Origin of the sequence: Paenisporosarcina macmurdoensis (assembly GCF_042658845.1) — a bacterium.
In the GTDB taxonomy this organism is placed as follows: domain Bacteria; phylum Bacillota; class Bacilli; order Bacillales_A; family Planococcaceae; genus Paenisporosarcina; species Paenisporosarcina macmurdoensis.
This window is the reverse complement of sequence record NZ_JBHSRI010000025.1, coordinates 146,492-171,743: the sequence shown is the minus strand read 5'-3', so window position 1 is coordinate 171,743 and position 25,252 is coordinate 146,492. Positions and strand designations below refer to the sequence as shown.

27 protein-coding genes and 1 riboswitch are annotated in these 25,252 nt (G+C 37.3%); of the genes, 11 read left to right on the top strand and 16 right to left on the bottom strand.

Annotated features, from left to right (window positions below):
• Positions 1 to 7: 7 nt before the first annotated feature.
• Both ACFPYN_RS14485 and ACFPYN_RS14480 read right to left on the bottom strand, forming a co-directional pair.
• Positions 8 to 1,435 carry an aldehyde dehydrogenase family protein gene (locus ACFPYN_RS14485; protein ID WP_377735163.1) on the bottom strand — a complete coding sequence of 476 codons (1,428 nt, stop codon included), beginning with the start codon at positions 1,433 to 1,435 and terminating at the stop codon, positions 8 to 10.
• 48 nt (positions 1,436 to 1,483) lie between these two features.
• On the bottom strand, positions 1,484 to 2,461 hold the full coding sequence (locus ACFPYN_RS14480; protein ID WP_377735161.1) for a DUF4003 family protein: 978 nt from the start codon (positions 2,459 to 2,461) through the stop codon (positions 1,484 to 1,486).
• Between the two features lie 158 nt (positions 2,462 to 2,619).
• On the opposite strand from ACFPYN_RS14480, the gene ACFPYN_RS14475 reads away from it, so the two are divergent.
• The 3 genes from ACFPYN_RS14475 to ACFPYN_RS14465 all read left to right on the top strand — a co-directional run bounded on the left by ACFPYN_RS14475 (position 2,620) and on the right by ACFPYN_RS14465 (position 5,314).
• Positions 2,620 to 3,105, top strand: a complete 486-nt coding sequence (locus tag ACFPYN_RS14475; protein WP_377735160.1) for a YusW family protein — start codon at positions 2,620 to 2,622, stop codon at positions 3,103 to 3,105.
• A 102-nt stretch (positions 3,106 to 3,207) separates the two neighbouring features.
• Complete coding sequence (locus ACFPYN_RS14470) at positions 3,208 to 4,227, top strand: NADP-dependent oxidoreductase (protein WP_377735159.1); 1,020 nt, start codon at positions 3,208 to 3,210, stop codon at positions 4,225 to 4,227.
• A 259-nt stretch (positions 4,228 to 4,486) separates the two neighbouring features.
• Positions 4,487 to 5,314, top strand: coding sequence for an aminoglycoside N(3)-acetyltransferase (locus tag ACFPYN_RS14465; protein ID WP_377735158.1), 828 nt, complete (start codon positions 4,487 to 4,489; stop codon positions 5,312 to 5,314).
• Between the two features lie 39 nt (positions 5,315 to 5,353).
• Here the strand turns inward: ACFPYN_RS14465 and ACFPYN_RS14460 are convergent, their stop codons facing one another.
• Genes ACFPYN_RS14460 through ACFPYN_RS14445 form a run of 4 tightly spaced genes read right to left on the bottom strand, consistent with a single transcriptional unit; the run spans position 5,354 to position 10,023 of the window.
• The gene (locus ACFPYN_RS14460; RefSeq protein WP_377735157.1) at positions 5,354 to 7,030 is read right to left on the bottom strand and encodes a DUF2334 domain-containing protein; all 1,677 of its coding nucleotides are present in this window, start codon (positions 7,028 to 7,030) and stop codon (positions 5,354 to 5,356) included.
• On the bottom strand, positions 7,020 to 8,018 hold the full coding sequence (locus tag ACFPYN_RS14455) for a hypothetical protein (protein ID WP_377735156.1): 999 nt from the start codon (positions 8,016 to 8,018) through the stop codon (positions 7,020 to 7,022). The genes ACFPYN_RS14460 and ACFPYN_RS14455 overlap by 11 nt, the downstream gene beginning before the upstream one ends.
• Complete coding sequence (locus tag ACFPYN_RS14450) at positions 8,015 to 9,247, bottom strand: glycosyltransferase family 2 protein (protein ID WP_377735155.1); 1,233 nt, start codon at positions 9,245 to 9,247, stop codon at positions 8,015 to 8,017. The genes ACFPYN_RS14455 and ACFPYN_RS14450 overlap by 4 nt, the downstream gene beginning before the upstream one ends.
• Positions 9,244 to 10,023, bottom strand: a complete 780-nt coding sequence (locus ACFPYN_RS14445) for a hypothetical protein (RefSeq protein ID WP_377735153.1) — start codon at positions 10,021 to 10,023, stop codon at positions 9,244 to 9,246. The genes ACFPYN_RS14450 and ACFPYN_RS14445 overlap by 4 nt, the downstream gene beginning before the upstream one ends.
• Before the next feature lie 190 nt (positions 10,024 to 10,213).
• Positions 10,214 to 10,297, bottom strand: a riboswitch (cyclic di-GMP riboswitch).
• Positions 10,298 to 10,530: 233 nt separating this feature from the next.
• On the opposite strand from ACFPYN_RS14445, the gene ACFPYN_RS14440 reads away from it, so the two are divergent.
• The 5 genes from ACFPYN_RS14440 to ACFPYN_RS14420 all read left to right on the top strand — a co-directional run bounded on the left by ACFPYN_RS14440 (position 10,531) and on the right by ACFPYN_RS14420 (position 14,381).
• On the top strand, positions 10,531 to 11,877 hold the full coding sequence (locus ACFPYN_RS14440; protein WP_377735151.1) for a M28 family peptidase: 1,347 nt from the start codon (positions 10,531 to 10,533) through the stop codon (positions 11,875 to 11,877).
• Positions 11,878 to 12,030: 153 nt separating this feature from the next.
• Positions 12,031 to 12,507, top strand: coding sequence for an NUDIX hydrolase (locus tag ACFPYN_RS14435; RefSeq protein ID WP_377735150.1), 477 nt, complete (start codon positions 12,031 to 12,033; stop codon positions 12,505 to 12,507).
• Complete coding sequence (locus ACFPYN_RS14430) at positions 12,476 to 12,841, top strand: NUDIX hydrolase (RefSeq protein ID WP_377735149.1); 366 nt, start codon at positions 12,476 to 12,478, stop codon at positions 12,839 to 12,841. The genes ACFPYN_RS14435 and ACFPYN_RS14430 overlap by 32 nt, the downstream gene beginning before the upstream one ends.
• 212 nt (positions 12,842 to 13,053) lie before the next feature.
• Positions 13,054 to 13,521: a GNAT family N-acetyltransferase gene (locus tag ACFPYN_RS14425; protein WP_377735148.1), complete on the top strand. Its 468-nt coding sequence runs from the start codon at positions 13,054 to 13,056 to the stop codon at positions 13,519 to 13,521.
• Between the two features lie 89 nt (positions 13,522 to 13,610).
• Positions 13,611 to 14,381, top strand: a complete 771-nt coding sequence (locus ACFPYN_RS14420; RefSeq protein ID WP_377735146.1) for an alpha/beta hydrolase — start codon at positions 13,611 to 13,613, stop codon at positions 14,379 to 14,381.
• Between the two features lie 75 nt (positions 14,382 to 14,456).
• Here the strand turns inward: ACFPYN_RS14420 and ACFPYN_RS14415 are convergent, their stop codons facing one another.
• From ACFPYN_RS14415 to ACFPYN_RS14370, 10 genes are all read right to left on the bottom strand, one after another.
• A complete protein-coding gene (locus ACFPYN_RS14415) occupies positions 14,457 to 15,182 on the bottom strand; it encodes a (S)-benzoin forming benzil reductase (RefSeq protein ID WP_377735145.1) in 726 nt (241 codons plus the stop codon).
• Between the two features lie 24 nt (positions 15,183 to 15,206).
• Positions 15,207 to 15,623, bottom strand: a complete 417-nt coding sequence (fosB, locus tag ACFPYN_RS14410) for a metallothiol transferase FosB (RefSeq protein WP_377735144.1) — start codon at positions 15,621 to 15,623, stop codon at positions 15,207 to 15,209.
• Positions 15,624 to 15,628: 5 nt separating this feature from the next.
• Positions 15,629 to 16,390: an NUDIX domain-containing protein gene (locus ACFPYN_RS14405; protein WP_377735142.1), complete on the bottom strand. Its 762-nt coding sequence runs from the start codon at positions 16,388 to 16,390 to the stop codon at positions 15,629 to 15,631.
• Between the two features lie 44 nt (positions 16,391 to 16,434).
• Complete coding sequence (locus ACFPYN_RS14400; protein ID WP_377735141.1) at positions 16,435 to 16,644, bottom strand: hypothetical protein; 210 nt, start codon at positions 16,642 to 16,644, stop codon at positions 16,435 to 16,437.
• A 325-nt stretch (positions 16,645 to 16,969) separates the two neighbouring features.
• A complete protein-coding gene (locus ACFPYN_RS14395; RefSeq protein ID WP_377735140.1) occupies positions 16,970 to 17,335 on the bottom strand; it encodes a DUF779 domain-containing protein in 366 nt (121 codons plus the stop codon).
• 18 nt (positions 17,336 to 17,353) lie between these two features.
• Complete coding sequence (gene adh, locus ACFPYN_RS14390) at positions 17,354 to 18,874, bottom strand: aldehyde dehydrogenase (protein WP_377735139.1); 1,521 nt, start codon at positions 18,872 to 18,874, stop codon at positions 17,354 to 17,356.
• A gap of 523 nt (positions 18,875 to 19,397) precedes the next feature.
• The gene (locus tag ACFPYN_RS14385) at positions 19,398 to 21,050 is read right to left on the bottom strand and encodes a b(o/a)3-type cytochrome-c oxidase subunit 1 (RefSeq protein ID WP_377735138.1); all 1,653 of its coding nucleotides are present in this window, start codon (positions 21,048 to 21,050) and stop codon (positions 19,398 to 19,400) included.
• Positions 21,051 to 21,052: 2 nt separating this feature from the next.
• Positions 21,053 to 21,520: a cytochrome c oxidase subunit II gene (locus ACFPYN_RS14380; RefSeq protein WP_377735137.1), complete on the bottom strand. Its 468-nt coding sequence runs from the start codon at positions 21,518 to 21,520 to the stop codon at positions 21,053 to 21,055.
• Positions 21,521 to 21,535: 15 nt separating this feature from the next.
• Entirely contained in the window at positions 21,536 to 21,658 is a 123-nt protein-coding gene (locus ACFPYN_RS14375; RefSeq protein ID WP_377735136.1) for a cytochrome C oxidase subunit II, read from the bottom strand.
• A 327-nt stretch (positions 21,659 to 21,985) separates the two neighbouring features.
• On the bottom strand, positions 21,986 to 22,678 hold the full coding sequence (locus ACFPYN_RS14370) for a Crp/Fnr family transcriptional regulator (protein ID WP_377735135.1): 693 nt from the start codon (positions 22,676 to 22,678) through the stop codon (positions 21,986 to 21,988).
• A 158-nt stretch (positions 22,679 to 22,836) separates the two neighbouring features.
• On the opposite strand from ACFPYN_RS14370, the gene rluF reads away from it, so the two are divergent.
• From rluF to ACFPYN_RS14355, 3 genes are all read left to right on the top strand, one after another.
• Positions 22,837 to 23,541 (top strand): 23S rRNA pseudouridine(2604) synthase RluF, encoded by a 705-nt coding sequence (gene rluF / locus ACFPYN_RS14365; protein ID WP_377735133.1) that lies wholly within the window; start codon positions 22,837 to 22,839, stop codon positions 23,539 to 23,541.
• A gap of 23 nt (positions 23,542 to 23,564) precedes the next feature.
• On the top strand, positions 23,565 to 24,284 hold the full coding sequence (locus tag ACFPYN_RS14360) for a DUF6904 family protein (protein WP_377735132.1): 720 nt from the start codon (positions 23,565 to 23,567) through the stop codon (positions 24,282 to 24,284).
• A 120-nt stretch (positions 24,285 to 24,404) separates the two neighbouring features.
• Positions 24,405 to 25,187, top strand: coding sequence for a hypothetical protein (locus ACFPYN_RS14355; RefSeq protein WP_377735131.1), 783 nt, complete (start codon positions 24,405 to 24,407; stop codon positions 25,185 to 25,187).
• Positions 25,188 to 25,252 lie beyond the last annotated feature (65 nt).

Genomic DNA, 25,252 nt, shown 5'->3' with positions numbered 1-25,252 from the left:
CCCTATATTAAAACACGGTTTTCATCGTAATAAATTTAATTTCGGTCATTTCATCGACGGCAAACTTCACGCCTTCTCGTCCGTAGCCGCTCATTTTTACTCCACCGTACGGCATATGATCTGTACGGAAAGTGGGAATGTCATTAATAATAACGGCTCCCGCTTCGATTTCATCTGCAGCTCTCATCGCATCCGTTAAGATATTCGTGTAAATCGCTGCATTTAGGCCAAATTTCGAGTCATTTACATAGCCAATTGCTTCATCTAATGTATCGTAAGGAATGATTGAAACAATTGGTGCAAACACTTCTTCGCATACGACTTGCATGTCCTCTTTTACGTTAATCATGACTGTTGGTTGCAATTGACGTTCTGTAAACTCTCCACCTGTTGCGACCATCGCACCATGTGACTTGGCTTCTTCAATCCAACTAACGATGCGTTCTACTTCGTCTGGGTGAATCATGGAGCCAACATCCGTTTTTTCATCAAGCGGATCGCCGACTATTAATTTTTTCGTTTCTTCTACAAATGCTTGTACAAATTCATCATGCACTTGACGATTTACGTAAATACGTTGCAAAGAAATACACACTTGACCAGCAAAACCAAACGCCCCTTCGACGCAACGTTTAACGATTTTCTCAATCGGAACACTTGGCTCTACAATTAATGCAGAGTTGGAACCTAACTCAAGTGTGATTTTACGCAATCCGACTTTTTCTTTAATGGATAATCCAACAGGTACACTACCGGTAAACGTCACTTTTTTCACGTTTGGATGAGTAATAAGCGAATCACTTAATTCACTCCCACTTCCCGTGACAATTTGAAGTACGCCATCAGGCAAGCCTGCTTCTTTAAAAATTTCCGCCATAACTAGTGCGCTTAATGGCGTTTGCGTAGCAGGTTTTAAAACCACCGTATTTCCTACTGCAAACGCAGGTCCAAGCTTATGTGCAACCAAATTAAAGGGAAAGTTGAAAGGTGTAATAGCAGAAACAACGCCAATCGCTTCTTTTTTAGTCCAACCAATTCGATTGGCTCCACCAGGTGCTGCGTCCATTGGAATCGTTTCCCCGCGGTATTGCTTCGCTTCTTCAGCAGAAAACTGATAGGTAGCAATCGTGCGATCTACTTCAGCACGTGCGGTTTTCAGTGGTTTTCCTGCTTCTTGCGCAAGCATTTTCGATAGTTCTTCTTTGCGTTCACGCATAATATTTACAACTTTATATAAAATTTCTGCTCGATCATAAGCTGTCGATTTTTTGAAGGAATGAAAAGCTTCTTCCGCTCCAGCAATCGCTACTTTCACATCATCTGCTGTCCCTTTTGCTACTTTTGCAATTAGCTTCCCATCATATGGGGCTTTCAAATCGTACGTTTCATTTGCTACTCGCCAATTTCCGTTAATCCAAAGTCCGGTTTCTTTCAAAAGAAACACCTCCTGATAGTCGGCATATATCCGCTTTATCTTAGTTTATCATTCTCCCCCACTACTTGACGCGACTGCCGCACTCGTTGCGGCCATCGAAGCAACCATCGCTGCTTGTTGAGCTTGCATCAACATCTCAATCGTAGTGGTAAAACTAACCGATGTGATACTTTTATTGTCGATTATATGTTTTGTTTCAAGTTGAACAGCTATTGATAGAATCATTTCTTTATACCAAGAGAATAACTTCATGCTTGCAAGGTCACGATATGTTTCAATTACATGCTCTAGTGTCTCTTTGTTTATTTCCAAAACTGCTAAAAATCCCACCATGACATAATGCATCGATTTTATTTTAACCCCTGCACTTTTTAATTGGTCTCTTACTTGTACAGCTTGTGCAACCATATTGGCATTATAAATTGAACTCTTGAATGTGAGAATTTGAGACATCCATTGTAGTTCATTGCCCATATAAAAACCTTGAGACCGTAATTCTGTGTAGTATCGATTCATTGTTGCCGCTCTTTCTTTTGGTTCACCAGGCAATTTTCCTAGCATGACTGCATAAGGAACATCATCGGGTTGAGTCAGGAATGGATGATGAGATTTCATCTCATCATATAAATGTTTAGCTTGAGTTGCTTCAATTGATTGTTGATTGGAGTCGTCAGTCATCAATATGGCGGCCAAATAACTGTAAACATTCGATTTGAAGCCTGCCGCCTTTAAAATGTCTTGTTTCGCTAAAAGGTTTTCCACAGCTATGGATGGATCTTCATGATCATTTTGTAAAAAGGCAGCCATCATGTAATGAATATGAGAACGAAGTGGTGAAAACCAACCTGATTTTTGCTTAATCGCATCTGAAGTAGCCAAAAACTCTTTACCATTAAACGTTTTACCTGTTGTTACATAATAACTAGCTATCGATAACATAATTCTTTTATCGACAGTCCATCCAGCTGCGTTTTTCACTTGTTCAAATGTTGTTTGTAAGTCTTGTTTCACTTGTTCCATCGTCATATCATTCACTCCCTATTAATTTTATTTACGAAAAACACATATGAAAAGATTCGTTTTTGCTTACTTTTCACAATTTTTCAAACAGATTAAATAATAAAACCGTTAATTGGTCCATTTTTGGGCATACCAATACAAATCAAATTGAAAGGATGACGAATATGACATTTAAAAAGACATCGGTTGTCGCTAGTTTAATGCTTTCCACCGCTTTACTAGTAGGTGCTTGTGGAGATAAGGACGAAATAACAAAAGATGTAACAAAAAATGATACGAGCAATGACATTGAAGACTCAGCACCAGGTGAAAATCCAGATGACGTGTCTAAGTTTGAATTCTCTAAGTTTGAACTGGAAGTCAATTACCCAGACCAAGAAGAAGCAATAGATGTGAATTATGAAGAAAAGCAAGACGCCACAGATGCTGAATATAGAAATGTAACTGAGAATTTGGATGAAACGGGAGAAACTGCATTTGAAAATCTTCGTGCCCCCTTGGAAACTTTACAATTAAAAGAAGACATGACCGATGAAGAAATACTTTCCCGCGTAGTAAAAGCTTTTAATATTGAAGATAACTACACGTTAATTGAGGCAGATATTACATGGGCAAATGGTGAAGAACAAAAAGTAACGGCTAAAAAATAGGATCAATTTGAGTCCTTAACCTTGGTTGAGGACTTTTTTCATGAAAAAAATGGCCAAGTACGTTACATTACTACATACACGTTACTCTATGTGAATGAAAGGATGCTCATTCTGCAAAAACAAATTAAGCTAATTCAACGACCTACAGGTACACCAACTAAAGAAGATTTCGAAATGGTGAATGCGCCAATTGGTGACATATCAGAAGGCGAAATGCTTGTTAAAACTGTTTATATTTCAGTGGATCCCTATTTACGTGGCCGTATGAATGATACAAAATCTTATATTCCTCCATTTGAATTAAACCAAATGATTTCAAGCGGCGTTGTTGCACAAGTAGTTGACTCCAAGTCCTCCCTTTTTGAAAAAGGCGATATGGTATTAGGATCACTGCCTTGGCAAGAATTTACCATAGCAAAAGATAATACTGTTCGTAAAATTGACCATACACTTGCCCCTGCCTCTGCTTATTTGAGCGTACTTGGGATGACAGGATTAACAGCTTACTTCGGTTTACTAGATATCGGCAAGCCAAAAGAAGGCGAAACCGTTGTCGTTTCCGGAGCAGCTGGAGCTGTTGGTTCAATCGTTGGGCAAATCGCAAAAATTAAAGGTGCTCATGTTGTCGGAATTGCGGGTTCTGACGAAAAAGTGAAGTTCCTTATAGATGAGTTAGGGTTTGATGCAGCCATCAATTATAAAACGCAAGACGTTGCAGAAGCTTTACGTGAAGCCTGCCCTAATGGGATTGATGTTTACTTTGAAAACGTCGGCGGAGAAATTGCTGACGCTGTCTTCCCTCTATTAAATAACTTTGCACGAATTCCTGTTTGTGGTGCTATTTCTTCTTACAATAATGAACAAGTAGATGTTGGACCGCGTGTGCAAGGCTATTTAATTAAGACTAGCTCGTTAATGCAAGGGTTCACAATTGGTAATTATGCATCTCGTTTTGGCGAAGGTGCAAAAGATTTAGCAACTTGGTTAACTGAAGGCAAACTCAAATATGAGGAAACGATTACAGAAGGTTTTGACCATACAATCGACGCATTCTTAGATCTTTTCAAGGGTTCAAATCTTGGCAAAGCTATTGTGAAAGTAGCCGAAATCGAAAAATACTAAATGCGAACATGCCGTTTTGGATTAAATCCAGAACGGCTTTTTCTATGAATTAATTTAAAAGAATATATATCTCAGTACCATATGTTTTCCTTTTCTTTTCTTCGATAGACCTGCAATATATCTGTGATTAAATCTACAATGTGAACTGTTAAAAATACATTAAAAATTCCATACACCCTCCATAACTTACAATCTCGGAATTTCCAAAGATGGCTATCTCCTATACAATTAACCTATTAATGATTCGGAGGCACACAACATGAGTGAATTTGATCGCGTACAAGAAACAACTTCTTTTCAATCGGTGGAAACGTTAAAACAACAACTACAGACACTTGGTATTCAAGCGGGCGATGCTATTATGGTTCATTCTTCAATAAAGTCCATGGGATGGATTGCAGGTGGAGCGAAAGCTGTTATTGATGCATTGATAGAAACTATTACACCCGAAGGTACAATCGTTATGGCTGCACAATCTGCTGAAAACTCTGAGCCTTCTTATTGGATGTTGCCACCTGTTCCAAAAGAATGGCATGAACCCATTCGTCAACATATGCCTGCATACGATCCACATTTAACACCATTACGTGGAATGGGGAAAATCGCGGAATGTTTTCATCGTCATCCGAAAACGATTCGTAGTTACCATCCCGTACATAGCTTTATGGCATGGGGCAAACATGCTGAAAAATGGATGATGGAACATCCCTTAGAAGATTCTTTTGGCATGGGATCACCACTCGGTACATTTTTAAATAAAAACGTCAAAATTCTGTTGATTGGCGTCGGTTATGATTCCTGTACCGCTCTACATCTATCTGAACATTTGCTTGATACGAAAACGTATATGAATCAAGGTGCTGCGATGTTAGTAGACGGTGAACGACTATGGATTGAGTATCAATCTGTAGATGGAGACTCGGATCGTTTTCCAGAACTTGGCGAAGCTTTTGAAAAAACACATGCAGACTCATTTTTTGTTGCCAAGTTAGGTCAAGCTGATTGTCGTGTTATTCAAATGAAACCACTTGTGGAATTTGGGACTGAGTGGCTAAAAGAGCATCCTGTTGTTGACGACGAACAATAAAGTTACAGACAAATCAAGATTTTTTGTTATTTCCATATTTTATATAGAGCCATTTCTAGTTTCATTGCTCGGAATATTTTTCTGGCGGATTGATATAAAATAGATAGCCAGACCAAATAATAAACCGCCAATTAATAGCACATACATGAACGAATTTTTAACAAAAATATTCATTTCATAATCACTCGATACGATATCTTTTTCAATCGTAACTTCTCCGTTTTTTGATTGAATAAGAACATTCTCAACTTCAACTTTATTTGGCAATTGTTTTAGATCAAGCCATGTTGTGTTGGGATAAGAATTTAATATCTGTACAACTTCTTTTAATGTATCAAGTCCTAAATATGGATGATAAAAAGCCCCAAGATACCCATCGGAATATTGAGAGACGTCGTCACCTAAAGATTTCATGTTTTTCAGACTAACCGCAAAAGGTTTTTCAGGGTTGTGAATGTCTTTTTCAATATATCCCATAGTTTCAGGGATGGACGTCATTCCATGTAAAAAACTGGGTTTTCCACTTGTAATAGGACCATACGTACTTTTCCTTGATTGATCGGTAATTTGTAATTGCCCAACATATGTTGAAAAATACCCTGATAGTATTTCATAACCAGACTGCGACATCGCATAATGTGGTGCTTCAAAGGCAAGTGGATAGAGATTATGAGCAATCATCTCTGTTACTCCATTTTCAATCGCTTCTTTAATATATTGCCTTTCATAATCTTCAAGCATTAATTGTTCTTCTACATTAGTAGGAACCAGGACTTTATCATCTTTTGATTGGTAAATTGGGCGATTATTTTGTACATCCCAAAATTCGAAACCTTCACCTGTTTCAGTTTCTCTATATTGATGCTTGTATCCATGTAGAATAAAACTTGCACCATTTTTTTGCATATACTGCAGAACCTTAACCAACTCCGGTACATCCGAAAAGTGAATGTCTTCTTTTATCTTTGTTGAGGTATAGACCGGAATAATTGTAACTAAATAAGGTATCTTGTGATTTTTTAAGTACTTGGCTATAGTTTCAAGGTTTTTTGCATCTGTTTTTGGGTGAATATCTTCCAACCGTAAATATTTCACTTTCTTCTCATTCTTCTGTTTTCCAAAAACTTCATATAGCGTCTCTCCTATAACCATCCCTACGGGGTTATAAAGGTTAGTTGTTCCAACATAATAGGAATCTTTATCTTTAATAATTAGTGGTTTTGACTCATCGCCAACACTTACTATTTCTTGATTAGTTGAAGCGTTAATTTTTAATATGCTCCTTGATTCTTCTACCTCCGTTTTAATACCAGATTGAGGAATCGAGACTGAACGAATTGTTTCAGACTCACCTGTACTTACAAATCCATATCTCTTCGTTAATTGCTCTACATTATCTCCAAAGAAGACCATTTCCCCTTGGAATCGTTCCATCTGTTGAATGAGGCCAGAGGACAGTTTCTTATTAATGAGACCTAAGTAAAAAACGTGAGAGTAATCATCCAAATTAATGGATTCTTCATCTGATGTAATTGTGATATCGCTAGTAAAATGGCTAACAATCGTATCTAGTATCCGAACTTGTGTTAAATCATTTGATTGGTTTGATGAATAGATAATCACCACTTTACTCTCTCCTTCTGCAGATACAGGAGTATAAGAAAAAAGTATACCAATCATACATATAGTAAATAGTAAGATTATTTTATTCTTCATTACTTACAATCACTCCATAAATATAGTCAAAGAAATGTGTAGTAGAATCTATTTTATTACGAAAAAAAGACGATTTCTCCATGAGTATTTCATTTGCGATAGGTGAATGTATTTTTTTGAAGTAAAGAACAGCTAGCGAATAAACAGCCCTAGATTCATACTTCACAGTCGCTTTCCCATTTTTTTTATTATAGCGACCATAAATAGTCTTCTCTTCTTCCCATTGGTTCTTTAGCCATTTATCAAACTTCTGATTTTCACATGTTTTGCCTATACAATATGTGGCAATAAGAAGTTGATCCACCATATGCGCTTTTTCTTGAGAAATAGGCTTGTCATTTTTAATCATTTGTTCTTCTGCGTAAAACATACCATCCGTGGATGGTATGGGATATTTATCAATATCAAGAATGTTTAAATAGTCGTTATGTAAATAACTATTTACCATAGTTGGTGCCTGATCCTTTGATTCCCAGTCGTAATAGTGCGGTATTTTACCGTTGACTTGTTGATGTTTTTTAATTGAAGCCAATAGACCATTGGCTAGTGTGCCATAATCTTCGTTATGAAATATAGCTGCGGCTTGCTTCAGGATATGAATAATTCGAATATCATCTATAAATGCATTTACAGAAATATCTATTCCTGCTTTCCACTTTATAAAGAGATCGTCTTCAACTTGAACAATAAAATATTTTTTTAAAACTGCTACTTGCTCTCCAAAAAGAGCTTCATTTTTTTGTTGTAAAAGGAGTTCCATATACAAACCCGTACTCTCCGCAAGGTACTCTGGTTTGTCCGTTACTGAATAGTTTTTAATCAATCCATCATCTGTCATATAGTACTTCTCAATTATTTCGATTGCATTTAAATTGTGTGTCGTAAAATAGGTAACCTCTAAATGATTTCCTTCTTTTATATTCAGATAAATCATAACCCCTCCTATACTGAAAATCAGGATAATAAAGATAGAAAACATCTTCTTCATTGAACTGGTTCTTCTTTGTAACGCTTCGTTTTATCCCAAGCAATTGTTTTACCGCGTAAACGACTGATTGAATAAAAATAAATAGCACGAACTAAAAGGATTAAGAATATTTGCGAATAAGTGAAGTACATAATCATTCCCACAATTAAATTTATGGCTGATGTATTTTGATTGAAAATCATACTACCGATCACTTGGAACGAAAAGACCATATAACTTAAAAACCAAATCATGATGAGTGGTTGTGTCAAAACAGGTAAGTCCACACCTACTAAACTTAAGACAAACCATACGTTAGAAAAAAGTAACATAATAACGAAAAAGAAATACGTTAAAAGATGTTGTCCGGTATGATATAACACCTTGCCACGCCAATACGTAGGATCATAAAATAGTTTTTCGAGTAAATACAAGTTTCCAATTAACCATCTCGTTCTTTGTTTAATAAAGACCTTGAGATTTTCTGGCTCTTGTTCCCATGTTTCAGCTTCAGGAACAATTGGCAATAGGTAGTCTCGTGCAGTAATTCGAATGGTCAGTTCCGCATCTTCTGCCAATGCATACGGATCATACCCCCCCACTTCTTCAATTACAGATCGTTTTAATAACATATTTGTTCCCGGAAGCGAACCCGTTTTAAAAAGAGCCCAACGCCCACACTGCATAAGTAATTGGAAGACTTGAAACTCAATTGAAATCATTCGCGTTAATAGATTCTTTTCTTGATTGATTGTACGTACATAACCAATCGCACCTGCTGCATTTGGAGTTTGCTCAGCCACTTCAACCAAAAGTTTCAACGCATCGGCGTTTGGTTGATTATCAGCATCATAGACTATGAAGTAATCAGATTTAGTAATTGAAAGACCATAATTTAATACTCTAGACTTTCCTTTTGGATTTCCATCTGGTACTTGAACATAATGACAATTTTTAAAGAACGACGAAAATACACGACCAATATCAGCTGTATCATCAGTGGATTGATCATCAAGCAAATAAACATCCATTTGACCGGGATAAGTTAGTTTTAACATGGCTTCCAATGTGTCACGAATCACAATTCCCTCATTATGTGCTGGAATGAGGATGGCCACAGAAGGATATTCATTTAATGGCTTTCTTATCTGCTTTTTCTGGCGAAAATAAATTCCAGATACTGTTAATATCGAATAATAAATAAGGAGCAATCCAAAAAAAATCATGACACAAAGTAGTATTATTTTCATGAGAAACTCCCAACTTTAAAATACGCAATTGTGTCTTTAAGGTCTTCGACACGCTTCGTGGTAAATATTAAAGGGAGTTCATTTATATTAATCTGCCTACTTAGTTTTGTTAATAGTCGTGATTGAACAACCCGAGATCCCTCTTCAGTTGTATTTTCTAAATAGATGAGGAAGGTTGAAGAGTCCGTATTAGTAAAAAAATCAAACTGATCTCTGGTACAATCCTCAATAACTTCCGCCAATATTTTATTGTAAATCTTCTCCTTGTTTTTTAACATGTTTGCACTTATTTTCATTAAATATCCCATTTCATTTCTGCGCTTTAAACCTACCAAGCTAAGTGACACTCGCTCTGTAAATTCTCTATTTGTTAATAGGCTGGAGTGTTTATTAACAAACTTCTGTAATTCAACATTTTTCAGTTTTTCATTTTCCAATGTCATTTTTAACTTTTGGAGATGATGAACTGAATACCAAACCGAAAAAAGTGAAACAAAATAGACACTATTCATTACGATGAATTCTATTTGCTGTTCTTGAAGCAGTTGTTCTGTAAATGCCCTCCAAGTTAATATGAATCCATACATAATCGTGGTACTGGCAATAAAGGCGAATGACCAATTCCATTTAAATAAAACTAGCAATAGAGTCATAGCCGTTAAAACCAAAATATGTACCAACACAAGTGATTGAGGTAAAAAGAATAGCCCAAACACTTGAGCATATACAAAAAGGATGAACGGAATTGCAATAAATATATGGTTCAGCTGTTTCACTTGAATTCCTTCTTTCTGATTACGGTTGTATATAATGACTCCATAATTTTTCCGTATTTTGGTTATTTATTTCATAGTATGAGAATATAAAACGAGATTCATACAATAAATTAGATTAGTACTCTACTTATTTCGCTACCTCCCTTCTTACAGCCAAAAAAAAAACTAACAAGAGAAGACAAATAGTCCACTCTCGTTAGGTCGGTTGCACCAATAACTCCATTCATCCAAGGTGCCCAAATTTAGGATGAACTTCACAGTTCCCTTTTATAAGTAATAATTTATTACATTAGTATAACTAAAATATTCTGAATCTTTTGTCGTCTTGTGTTACTAAAATGTTCTTTTTTTGATTTATTATCCAATTTATTGGCAAAATTACGCTTACTTTGATTGTTGACAGTAATTTCCCAATTCCTTTTTAACTTTGTTTAATAATATTGATTTTGACTTGTAAAAATCTCATTTTTGTTCATCCTAATGTATTCAATACTTTGGAGGCATAAAATGAAAAATACTATATATAAAATTGTTATCACAGCCATTATTGGACTTTGTGTCATTGCTCCTATTGCTACATTCGCAACTTTTTACACAAATTCTCAAGATGAAAAATCAACTAATTTTGAAACCAAAATTCTACAGACCATTGATGACGACCTCATGTATAAGCATATTAAATCTCTATCCAAAGTGCCTCGTGTTGCTGGAACTAAGCAAGAAGATGAAGCGGTTGACTATATTAAAAAACAATTCAATTCATATGGCTATAAAACCGAGGTTCAAACGTTTACTTTCAATGATTACACAGCGCCTCATACCATTGAATTAACGCTAGATGGATTTATACAAATAGGTGATCCGCGTGCTTTAGAGTATTCGGTTAGTGGACATGTTACCGGTAAAGTTATCTCAGCTGGACTTGGTAAAGTTGACGAGCTTCAACATCTTGATTTAACCGGAAAGATTGTTCTTATGAAACGTGGCGAAATTAGTTTCAAGGAGAAAATGTTAAATGTGGCTGCGAAAGGTGCGGCCGGCGTGATTTTTTACAACAATGCACCTGGAGACATATTGGCCAGTCTTGGCGAAGCACACGACTCCTTTATACCAGCTGTATTATTGACACAAACTGTAGGAGATAATTTGCTGAAGCACATTAACCAAAACCCAGAAACCCACGCTTCACTTACTATTGAAGGAGCAAAATCTAATAAAAATACTTCACACAACGTCATAGCTACAATCAAACCATCAAACCAAAACTCTAAAACCCATGCTACCCATGACATTATCGTAATTGGTGCACATCACGATTCGGTAGCAGGAGCACCTGGAGCCAATGACAATGCCTCGGGTACAGCTATGACACTTGAACTCGCACGCATATTCCAAACCATTCCTAGTGATACAGAAATCCGTTTTATAACATTTGGCGCTGAAGAACTGGGATTACTTGGTTCAAACTACTATGTTGATCATTTAACAGACAAGGAAATTAGTCGTATCGTTGCGAATTTCAATTTAGATATGGTTGGAAGTAAAGATGCTGGGAAACTGATCTTGCAAACGGTTGATGATAAGCCAAATCTGGTCACAGAACTCACACAAGCGGCGAGTACACAATTAAACGGAAAACCAACACCCGTTAACCAAGGTGACAGTAGTGACCATGTTCCTTTTGCAAAAGTCGGCATTCCCGCTGCATTATTCATCCATAATCCAGCAGAGCCCTGGTATCACAAGCCCGAAGATAAAATTGATAAAATCAGCAAAGTGAAGCTCCAAGATGTTGCAGAAATCGTCACTCTTGCCGTTATGAATCAAACCCGAATTGAACACTATGCAAAGTAATTCACACATGAAAAACCCCACGTATCTGGTGATTAATGACCAGGATGCGTGGGGTTTTTCGTGTAATTATATGGAATAAGCAGGAATTAGTTTTTTAAATATCGAATATTATACAAAGAAAACCTTTTACTTATTCTTAAAGGAGAATGTGGAATGAATATTGTAGATCCTCCATTAGAATTTATCGAATTTATTATTCTAACAGAAGATGAACTATATAAATATGAATCGTTAGCAGGCTCCTATGCAATCGTTCAAGTTAAAAATGAAGTTCTTTTTGGATTTAACTGTTTTCGCAAAAGATGGGAATTACCTTCTGGAAGAAGAGAACTTAATGAGTCCCCTAAAGAATGTGCAATGCGTGAGCTATATGAGGAAACGGGACAAAAAGTTGAAAACTTAGTATGTAAAGGCGTGGCAAAAATCCGAAACCTAGACACACATCTTGTAAAATATAACCCCATTTACTTTTGCAAGGTCGATTACTTAACTCCTTTTATCCCGAATGACGAAATGGAGAGTATCACTTTATGGGATACATCCAGTGCTATAGGACCTGTCGATCAAGTGGATTTACAAATTTGGATGGCGGTAAAACATGCTTTACCTCAATTCAATTTACATACCTGAGTCTTTAACAACCTTTGAAGAAGCCATTGTACGTGAAGTAAAAGAAGAAACCGGATTTATTTCTAAAACTCTCCCTATTTTATTAGGAGAATTTTTTGTTAATCCGGCTACCCAAACGAATAAAGTCATTAGCTATCTTATAACTGAAGCCGAGTTATTAACGAAACAAGACTTGGATGATACTGAAGCGATTGATGTCCACTTGATTAATTTAAAAACAATGAATAACATGATAAAGTCCGGTGAAATCAATCAATTATTTACCGTTAGCGCTTATTATTTAAGTAAAGATAAATTGGCAAGTCATTTTGAGCCTGTTCTAAACCAATATTAGGGAAAAGAGTTCAGGCATGGTGTCACTAAATAAAAGGTGCTTTTACTTTTTGTTCGCAGTCAATGAACACCCTTCATGCATCTCAAGAAGAAATTGCAATAATCACGACGATTGTTAAAAACAAATCTTGTGCAAACGTGCCTACCATTCTTTCAATTTCATTGAATAAACTAAATTGGAATGTAGATAAATAGAATGGCGGTGTTATCCAATTGAAGAAGGCAAGGTTCAAATTTCTTCCTTTCGATTTTATTAAAGGGAAAGAAATCGATTTAATAATTGAACAAAAAATTCCTGGAAATAAAGTAAAAGGTTTTGTCCCTGCCTACTGTTATGCAATCAATCTTTCAGGAACTAATTTAACCATCGGGACCATCGATCTTCGTGTAGGAAGCAATACTCTTACTTATTATGGGGGACATATTGGATACGGTATAGATAAGAAATATAGAGGCAATCAGTATGCAGCGAAGGCTTGTAAATTGCTCGAAAAAGTTGCGCTTGCTCATGGTATGACTGAATTAATTATTACGTGTAATCCTGAAAATATTGCATCTCGAAAAACGTGCACTAGACTTGGGGCAGAACTCATTGAAATAGTAGATTTACCTATTTATAGCGATATGTACTTAGAAGGAGAACGCCAAAAATGCATTTATAAATGGAGGATTTTCTCATGACAACAACCTATGTAAGCTTGGGACAGTGTCGTGTAAAACTAACTTGGACTTCCACAAAATAATAAAAGAAATTGAGGTTGAGATTCAACATGCTTGAAAAATTCACCATTCCTATCTCGGCTTTCAATCATGAAAGAACGATTCGTGTTTATACACCAACCAATTACGGATCAGAACAAACCAAACGGTATCCTGTCCTCTATATGCATGATGGACAAAATGTCTTTGAAGACCACGATGCCATTCAAGGGGTTTCCTTAGACTTGAAAGATTACTTAAATACAAGTGGATTAGAGCTAATTGTAGTAGGAATTGATACAAATATGCTAGGTGATGAACGTAAAAATGAGTACTGTCCCTGGGTTGATGGTGAATATAGCAAAAACTTAATCGAGTCGGCAAGTACTACCGGTGGCAAAGGTGCAGCTTACGTTGAATTTATTGTTCATGAACTTAAGCCTTATATTGATAGTAAATATCGGACTTTGGAGGACTCTACGAGTATTGCGGGTGTTTCACTTGGAGGTCTGATTTCCACGTACGCTGCATGTCGATACCCTCACATATTCACCAAAGTGGCAACCCTCTCTTCTGCTTTTTGGCGTAATCAAGAAGAGATAGAAAAGTTGCTGAACCATACCGATTTGTCGTTACTAGAGAAATTTTACATGGACGGTGGAACAAAAGAAAACGAAGACGAGCGAATAAGCAAAGGATTCCTGGAATCAAACCATGCGATATATGATATCCTAGTTAAAAAAATAGAGAATACTAAATTTGAAATAGTGGAAGATGCTGAACATAATTATTCGTCTTTCCGAAAAAGAGTGCCTGGAATGATCACTTACTTATTCTTATAACCATAAAGCATCGATTTCAACACCTATGCTTTATGGTTTTTACGTTGTAACTAACGTAATTAAAGGGAAAACAAACTAAAATTTTCGTATATCAACTATTGGACCTACTTCTTTAAAGTCTTTGTTTTCTATGAAGGAAATTAGTTTTTGTGCAGTTTGCTCAGGACTGCTGAGTACACCTTGTTCTTTATAATCAATGAATCGTTCAAGAAGTGGAAACGCCTCTTTGTTGCTAGCTCGAATCGCCTCTTGCATGCCAGTGTCGATAATACCAGGAGCGATTGAAACAATTTCGACCGGATGCTTAGCGTTCAATTGCTCAAGTGCAACGACCCGTGAAAAGTGATCAAGTCCCGCTTTTGTCGCACAGTATGTTCCCCAGCCTTCATATGCATTTCGACCTGCTCCAGACGAAATATTGACAATACGCTTTGACCCTTCAAAACCCTTCAACTTAGAGATAAATGTATTAGAAATAATCATGGGTGCAGTCAAATTAACTGCGATCGCCTTCGTCATTTCTTCAGCACTTACAGTCCCAATTAAACCTATTGGATCAACCATCCCAGCGTTATTAATGAGTGTGAATGAACCAATATTTTGGGGTACAGAGTCGATTATTTCGTTCATCATCGATTCAAGATTCTCCGTTATAGAAAGGTCTGCCTGAATGAATTTCATCTCGTCCAATTCGCACTCGGTACGAGCGATTCCAACCACAAAATGCCCCGCTTTACTTACCTGCTTCGCAAGTTCAAGGCCAATTCCTTTTGATACACCTGTGATAATATATGCTTTCATTTATTCCATCCCTTCGCGGCTCTATTAAAAGTCGTAAAACTCCATATGCCCCTTATTTTCCTTGTAATAATCAAGTCGGTTTTTTAAGGTACCGGTATGAAATTCAAATTTATGCCCATCTGGATCTTCAAAGTAAATGGACTTTTTATCCCGAGCATCTCTCGCTCTACCAGGCAATATCGAAACGTTTAATTTCTTCAATTTCTCAAGTGTTTCATCAAATTCACTTTGAGGGATTGTGAAAGCCAAATGTGTGTAAGATTCGTGAATTTCATTTCTAGTAATGTCTTTTTCTTCATTCAATGCAAGCCATAAACCATCTAAGTCAAAGTAGGCGGTCTTTGTGCCTTTAGCTACTAACTTCGCGCCGAGGACTTTCGAGTAGAATTCAATCGAGTTCTCTAGATTGGATACAGAAAATAACAAATGGTTCATCTTCATCGCTATTATCCCTGCACGCGTTCAAGTAATCGGTATGGTCTTACTTCATACGATTCATAAGCTACATTTCCTTGTTTCATGGCATCATAGACTCGCGTTGCAAAGTGCTCTCGTGTAATCCAATCCATCACATTCGTTTCATTTAGTTCAACAAACTGTGCATCCAGAGTTTCCCCTGGATTAGGTGTAGGGCTTCCTGACATCCATTTCCCCCTGTATACGAGACAAAGTACGCCAGTCGTGACATTTTGATACACCCCCACCAAATCAGTAATCTCCGCATGAGTTCCTGTTTCTTCAAATACTTCTCGAGCTAATGCAGCCGTCATACTTTCACCTGGCTCTACTCGACCACCTGGCATTTCATATGTGTTGGAACGATGTTCATTCCGAACAAGCAGTACTTGTCCCGCTTCGTTTTGAATATAACCAGATACAGCCACAATATAAGGGGCCGTTGAATAATTGCCTGTCGACTTCATAAAGTCTTCAGAACTTGTCTCAAATAAGGTGGGTAAAGTTTTCCTGAAATTTTGTGCAGTTTGATGAAGTTCAGAGTCACGAATAGCTGCATCCACACGGGCATAATCCGCTAGGTCTTGGTACGCCCACATCGCCATAATTTCCGTTTTGCTTTCATTTACCCACCGCCCGACAAGGCTTGCACCATGAGTCAGTTGATTAGGTAATAAATAGGTGTGAAAAAAGTGGGTAAACGTTTCATGCATTTCCGGCTTTATCGTGTAGGTTTTTCTTCGAAACAGCATTGAATCTCCACCTTTTTTATTAGTAGGTTTTCGTTTATGTAGGGTTATTCTTTTTTAGATGTGGTTTTTTCATCTTCTGTTTCATGTTCCGTATCATGGATTTTTGTAACTTGGCTGTCCTCGTTTTCCACTTTAAAGTCCTCATCCAATTGTGAGAAATAGTCTAAAGGCAGTCTTCGACGACGAATAGTAGCCATTCGCCACAGGGACCAAATGATGACACCCACTAATAATATAAGAATAATGGTACCCATATCATATTCACTCCTTTTCTTTAATTGTATCTTACGCCGGGTTAGAAAGTAGTTGGCACTTCTTTTTGCTATCCTTTACCTTTCTCTACCTCTTATTCATAACCCTTTATTTCCTTTGTTGCATTACGTTTTAGTCTTTATTCCCGTTCAATTTGATTTATTCCCTTTCAGGAGGTGTTTATTCCCTTTCGAAGGTGTTTTATTCCCCTTCAATTCGATTTATTCCCTTTCAGAAGATGTTTATTCCCTTCAACCCATTTTATTCCATAAAAAAGCCGCCACCCTACAAGTTTTCACTCGCAAAAATGACGGCTTTTCATATCTATTAATTTAACTGAGCTTGAATTTCTTTATTCTCTTCAGCCGTGAAAGCACGTGATCTGGTTAAGAATCGTTTGCCTTCTACACCCTCTAATGAAAACATACCGCCTCGTCCATCGACAACATCAATAATAAGTTGTGTATGTTTCCAGTAGTCATACTGGCTTTTGTGCATATAGAAAGGACTGTCGCCGATTGAACCGAGCAGCACATCTTGATCACCAACCATCAAATCGCCATCTGGGTAGCACATTGGTGCAGACCCATCGCAACAACCGCCTGATTGGTGGAACATGACTGGACCGTGCTTGCTTTTCAATAACTCGATCAGTTCAAGCGTGGCATCCGTTGCCGTAACACGTTCAATCATTTGTCATTCCCCTTTCGATCAAAAGAATCCTAATTTGTTTTCGTTGTAACTAACAAGTAGGTTTTTCGTTTGTTGGTAGTGATTCAACATCATTAAGTGGTTTTCGCGACCGATACCTGACATTTTGTATCCACCGAACGCAGCGTGTGCTGGGTAAGCGTGGTAACAGTTTGTCCAAACGCGACCCGCTTGAATCGCACGGCCGAAACGGTAAGCAGTGTTCATGTTACGTGACCAAACACCTGCACCAAGTCCGTATAACGTGTCGTTTGCAATTTCTAAAGCTTCTTCTTGCGTTTTGAATGTTGTCACTGAGACAACTGGACCAAAAATTTCTTCTTGGAAAATACGCATTTTGTTATTTCCTTTGAAGACAGTTGGTTTCACATAGTATCCGCCAGCAAAATCGCCATCTAAATTATTACGTTCTCCACCGATTAAACATTCTGCTCCTTCTTGCTTCCCGATATCCAGGTAAGACAAGATTTTTTCTAATTGTTCGTTAGAAGCTTGAGCGCCCATCATGGTATTAGGATCTAGTGGATTCCCAATTTTAATCGCTTCAACACGTGCTAATACTTTTTCCATAAATTTATCGTAAATGGATTCTTGAATTAATGCACGAGAAGGGCATGTACATACTTCTCCTTGGTTCAATGCAAATAATACAAATCCTTCTACTGCTTTATCCAAGAATGCATCGTCATGATCCATTACATCTTCGAAGAAAATGTTTGGTGACTTGCCGCCTAATTCTAATGTAACTGGAATTAAGTTTTGAGAAGCATATTGCATGATCATACGACCTGTTGTTGTTTCACCCGTGAAGGCAATTTTGCCAATACGTGGGTTCGATGCAAGTGGTTTTCCTGCTTCTAATCCAAACCCATTCACTATGTTCAACACACCTGGTGGTAATAAATCGCCAACTAGCTCAGCAAATACTAGAATACTAGCAGGTGTTTGCTCAGCAGGTTTTAACACTACACAGTTTCCTGCAGCTAATGCTGGAGCAAGCTTCCAAATTGCCATTAATAGAGGGAAGTTCCAAGGAATGATTTGTCCCACTACGCCAATCGGTTCATGGAAGTGGTAAGCAACTGTATCATCATCAATTTGACTTAGTGACCCTTCTTGCGCACGAATTGCTCCTGCAAAGTAGCGGAAGTGATCGATACCAAGTGGTAAGTCAGCATTTAATGTTTCACGGACTGCTTTCCCGTTGTCCCATGTCTCTGCAACAGCTAACATTTCTAAGTTTTCTTCCATGCGGTCAGCAATTTTATTTAAAATATTCGCACGTGTTGCTGGTGACGTCTTGCCCCAAGCATCTTTTGCTGCATGCGCTGCATCAAGAGCTAGTTCAATATCTTCTGAAGTTGAGCGAGCAATTTGAGTGAAGTTTTGACCTGTTACAGGTGTTACATTATCAAAATATTGACCTTTTACTGGAGCAGTCCACTCACCGTTAATATAATTATCATATTTTTCTTTAAAAGTTACGATAGAACCTTTTGTGTTTGGAAATGCATATACCATTCTCAAGTTCCTCCTATTTGTACGAGTAATTCCCATTGTATGCGCTTTCATATCAAAACATGAAAGACTCCTAAACTTAGGGAATTCGTCTACTTTAATATTGTCAGATAACAAAGAAAATTACAACTAATTCGATGTTATAATATGTTAATAGGTTTGTTGGCAGAAAAGAGATAATTGCTAATGGTAATTATAGAGGGAGGTAATGATTGTTGAATCTTACCATTCTAACGCCTGTTATCGTAATATATGTCGGGAATTCCAATGCTTCAAGAAACTGTTCTGCGATGTGGCCACAGCAGTTCTGGTGGAGACTTAACTAAAAACATATCGTATCGTACGGCTTTCCAGGATGAACTCGGTAAAATAAACATTAAAAAAGGTTTGTAGCGAAAACTCTCGCTACAAACCTTTCGTGTTTCAATTAATCATCTAAACTATTTAAATCAATTATCATTCCGGTCACCAAAGTAATGACAACAAATAAAGTAATTAACATCATGACTACCATTTCACTCAACTCCTACCATGTTTTAAATCCTTCTGAACCTGGAGGTGCATGTTGAATCATATCAGTTATCGGAATGGCGTAGGCAATAATGATAAGGACGAAAGCTATGCCAATCCAAATCCACCAGTTTTCCAAGAATTTTGGTGTGTTTTCAACATCACTTTCAGCCATTGGGAAGTCGACAAAATCTTCTTCATTAACAGCTTTAGGAGATATGAACATAGACATAACGACGATATAGATCAGTATCATTGCTGATAAAAATAATATACTTCCTCCGATTGCCATAGTTACATGGTTGGTCAAAATTCCGTCAAACCACTCCATAGCAGATGGGTGATTATTATAGCCAGAATATGCTGTACGTCTTGGTGCTCCAAGGAGACCTAAAATGTGCTGTGATGTCGACATTAACAACATCCCGATAGCCCATGTAATAATTTGAACAAATCCTAGTTTTTGCATAGATTTTGAAAATTTACGACCCGTTAAATATGGAATCATCCAGAATGTCAGCCCCATAAATGTCATAGCTACAGGTGTCCCGACAGTAATGTGGAAATGTCCAACAATCCATAATGTATTATGAACAATCTCATTTAATTGGAAACTAGCATTGATAATCCCGCCAGCCCCACCAGGGATGAAGAAGGCCATTGCTACAAATATAGATGTAAAACGAACATCTTTCCAAGGAAGTTTTGTAAACCATCCAAAAAGGCCTTTACCACCCTTTTTACGACCTGCGGTTTCAAATGTAGCAAACATCGAGAACGCCGTCATCAAAGAAGGAATGATAACCATAAACGTTAAGACAACTTGAAGGAATTTCCAAAAGTTAGAGATCCCTGGTTCTGTTAACTGATGATGAAAACCAACTGGGATTGAAAAGAGAATAAATAATACAAATGATAAACGTGCAAGTGAATCACTAAATACTTTTGTTCCGATTAACTTCGGCACAATGACATACCATGCCATGTAGGCCGGCAGCAACCAAAAATATACTAAAGGATGCCCGAAAAACCAAAACAATGAGCGGCTTAATTCAACATTAATCGTATCGACCCATCCAAAAGCCCATGGAATGAATTGGAATAACACGGTTGCCACAACACCTAAACATGCAATAATCCACATGACAATAGTAGCGATCGCCATAAAGGCAAATAATGGACTTAATTGACCTTTATGTTTTTTACGCCAAACCATATAGTGACCGACTAATGCAAAACTACTAATCCATGTACCTACTACGAATAAAGCTAGGCCTACGTAGTACCAACCACTTGCTTTCAACGGAGCATAGAACGTATATAACACCGAAGCTTCTCCTGAAATAATCATGATTGTAGCTAAAACGGTTCCTAGTGTTGTTACAGCAAAGCCAATCCATGAGAAGAGATAGACTTTTGGTCCAAAACTTCCAAGACTTTTACTCATACCAGTAATAAAGAAACTAAAAATAAAGAATGTGGTAAAAATGAGGGCAAGTAGCACACCATGTGCCGTTAATATTTGATAATAATCCAACCAGCTTGGTAATTCGAGTGCATCATTTCGAATAAATACTTGCAGTAATCCACATAAAGTTCCAATCAAAAATGCGATGTATGCTACACCAATATTCCATAAAGCTAACTTACGATCTCTTACAGCAATCATGATTAGTACACCTCAATTTCTGTAAACATATAGTGGTGGCCAGATCCGCAATATTCATTACAAAGAATTAAATACTTCCCGGGTTTGTCAAATGTGTATGACTTGGTTGTAATCTGACCAGGGACGACCATCATGTTGACTTTTGTGTTATCAATTGTAAAACTATGAACGACATCTGTACTTGTTACTTTAAAAATGATTTCTTTTCCAACCGGAACTTTTAAATCTGGTGCAGTGTAACCAAACGCCATCGCTACAATTGCGACTTGGTAAGTGTCATCATCTATTTGGGTAACACCTGGCTTGTCAAACGGCGCAGTTTCATTTACCTTCTTCGGATCAATTGTTGTCATTCCCCCGGCCGGTGTGTGACCATGAGAAAATGCACTAACTCCTACGATACTTAAAAATACAATTAGTGAAACGAGTCCAAATACGAGCCAAATTTTTTCGTATTTATGTAAATGCATTGTAATCCTCCCCTTTTATCTAGCTACGTACATTAAATAAACAGCTAACCACATGACGATGATAAGAATTCCAACGATAAAAACACTAACCAATGTTCCTTTTAAATTTATTTCTGGATTGTGTTTCGGTTTGCTCACTTATTCTCACTCCTTAAATGTAATTAGGTTACGTTTAGCGTAATGCATTCTCCTTTTAAACACTGTGACTTTTATCACACTTGCGGTTTATTTGACAAGTGTTGTCAACTATTTGTCGAAATTGAGGAGGAAAGATAGGTTCTTATAGGTTGTGGATTGGTTATTCCGCTTCGTTAGTGATTTATTCTTTGCGACTACTTTTATCGTCTTAGCAATTAGTCTATTCCGCTTCGCCACCCGTTTATTCCCCTTCAACTTGTGTTTATTCGGTTTAACCCAATTTATTCCACAAAAAAAGCTACCCTGTCTTTATGGGTAACCTTTAAGTCAGTCAATTCGGCAGAAAGCTATGGGGCAATCTTCGCATTTTATTTCACTTTTCAAATGTGCTAAATTATGAATCAAGATTTTGCCTTCTACCATTGAAATGTGTCCATCTTTTTTCATTTCACCAAGTAAACGGTTGACTACTTCCCTCGCCATGCCGCAAAAGTTTGCGAGTTCTTGATTCGTAAATAAATGATCTATAAGAATACCTTCTGGCTTCTTAACACCATAGCTATTAGACATACGAATTAGCGTGGAATACAGCGCGCCTCTTTTGCCATGCAAAAGCAGATCACGGAATCGAGTCTGTGTTTTTTGATGATTAAGCCCCATCCATTTCAGCAACGTAATCGCTATCTGCGGTTTGGTAAGCAGTGCCTCTTCTATTGCTTCAACGGTTATTCTGATACAGATTACCGTTTCTAGTGCCTTGGCATCCAACATGTATTTGGATAACGGTGAAAATAGCGTGATTTCTCCAACGAGTTGATTAGGACCACAAATCCGTAGCGTGAGCTCCCGGCCATCTGGTGTCACTTTGCCAATTTGAACCTTGCCAGACTGCACAAGATAAATACCGTTGATCGTATCTCCTTCTTGAAACAAGTAAGCATCTTTTTCATATTCCTTTATTGTATGTTGAATGGTGAGAAGTTCCTTCAATTCAGGTGACAATTCATTTACATTGTTCATTTTGACCCCTCCTTTTCTTAACGGATCTCTGAATCATTATTATAGTAAGGGTATCACAATCTGACCTCAAACATCTTAGAAGTTTTGAACTTCCTTCATATACTTATCGCCAATCATTTTGCGTTATACTATAGTTATTAAATAAAGCAGGTGATGATATGCGTATAAATAAATTTTTAGGTGAAGCTGGTATCGTTTCAAGACGCGGTGCAGATAAATGGATTGAAGAAGGACGTATTACGATTAACGGCATAAAAGCTGAACTAGGTAGTAAAGTAGAACCCGGTGACGAGGTACGTGCAGATGGAAACCTGGTAAAACATGAAGATCCATATGTTTACATCGCTCTCAATAAACCAGTTGGAATAACGAGTACAACGGAACGTCATATTAAAGGAAACATTGTGGATTACATCAACCACCCTCTCCGTATTTTCCATATTGGTCGTTTAGATAAAGACTCTCATGGCCTTATCTTATTGACTAATGATGGGGATATCGTAAATGAAATTTTGCGTGCTGAACATGATCACGAAAAAGAATATATCGTCAAAGTAAATCAACCAATTACAGAAGATTTTATTAAAGAAATGTCAGAAGGCGTAGAAATTTTGGATACGAAGACTTTACCTTGTAAAGTAGAACAGCTGTCTACTCATATGTTTAGAATAACCTTAACTCAAGGATTGAATCGTCAAATTCGTCGTATGTGTTCGGAACTTGGTTATGAAATTAAAAACTTGCAGCGTGTTCGCATTATGAATATTCACGTCGATGGTTTACCTGTTGGGGAATGGCGCGATTTATCTAAGACTGAGTTAGACGTACTATTTAAAAAGCTTAACTATACCCCAAAAAGGTAATAGAGTATCAGGAGGCGATTTATATGTTATCGATTACTCATACTGAAAATTTTACTGGTGCACTAATTAGTGGAGACTATTGGGATTTAGATGAAATCAACCAGGCCATTTATACGGTGATTGGCGATGAAAATAAGTATTATGATTGGGAAGGCTCTCGTAAAAGGTTACTAGGCGTCCTATTTGAAATCAAGAATGCCTCAAAAGCAAACCGTCATGTGAAGTTTGTAGGAAATGGTTTAAACAAAGAAACGATGAAACACAATGAGATTGTAGGATCCGAGAAAAATATCTATTATTCAGTAGAAGTACTTTGGCCAGAGCTTATTTTTGCGGTGGTTGCCTTAAATGATTTTATTCGCTTGTATAGTAAAAAACATACTTATTCTGCTCTTGATGTCCATGTAACGGCAATACGTAAGTTTCAATCAATTGTAGGTGAAGTTTTGCAATCCGTCATGTCAAAAGAACAACATGATCGATTTATGAACTTATTGAGTGAAAACCAAACGAACGTTCAAGAGTACGCCATTCAGTTTATAGATGTACTAAATTTAAGTTATATTAACTCAACAAAGGAACAACGAGAAAAAAATTTAGGGATGATTGCTTTAAAACTGGCTGTTCAAGACAACGACTACCATGTATTTCGAAATCAAGTCCTGAAATCTGCTAATGAAACGAAAAGTGACATACATGATTTATCGATTATGAAGGATTATCCTGAAAAAATTGAATGGTGACGTGATTAAAAAGAGTGTGGCATTCGCACTCTTTTTTTCTTTGACATTCTCCTGACACATTGACGCTTTATTGTAAGTGTGTGGAGGATTTCCACAGTCCATTTAAGGAGGATGAAGAACATGAAGAAAATGACAAGTAGTATGCTGTTAGCAAGTGCATTAACTCTTGGAACGATTGCTGTACCGTCCATTCTAGCCGCAACTAATGCCGCAAGTACAAGTGAAGAGATTTCAGAAGAAACCAAAACTACATTAGATGAAATTCGTGCGGAAGAAGAAGCTGGTGAAATTACGCATGAAGAAGCACACGCAAAAATGGAAGAGTTAGGAATTGATCGTTCATTTGGTCGAGGTGGGCATCACGAAAAAGGTCCATTTGGCAACGTTGATGAAGAAATACGAACTGCTATTGAAGAAATTCGTGATCAATTTAAAGCTGGTTATTTAACAGAAGAAGAAGCTCAAGCAAAACTTGATGACTTAGACGTTGACCTACCAGAAGATTTTTTAACTCACGTGAATTTTGATGAGTTAGATGAAGAAACAAAATTGGCGTTAACCGAAATTCGTGATCAATTCGTGGCAGGCGACTTAACAGAAGAAGAAGCTCAAGCAAAAGTAGAAGCACTTGGCTTAGAGTTCAACGCTAAATTCTTAACTCGTGGACCACATGAAGAATTAACAGATGAGCAAAGAGCACAACTTGACTCCATTCGTGATCAAGTTGAAGCTGGCACATTGACTGAAGAAGAAGCACGCAACCAAATGGAAGAGCTTGGTTTCAAACCACACGGAGGACCTGGTCGACATGGCCATCGCGGACCGCGTGGTGACTTTCAATCTAAAGATGCACCTACTAATGACGAAGCAGAAACAACTACTAACACTTCGTCTGAAGCTTAATGTGAAGGGACTCGAATGTATCCATTTCGAGTCCCTTCTTTTATACTTGTAAGAAAAGCTGTAAA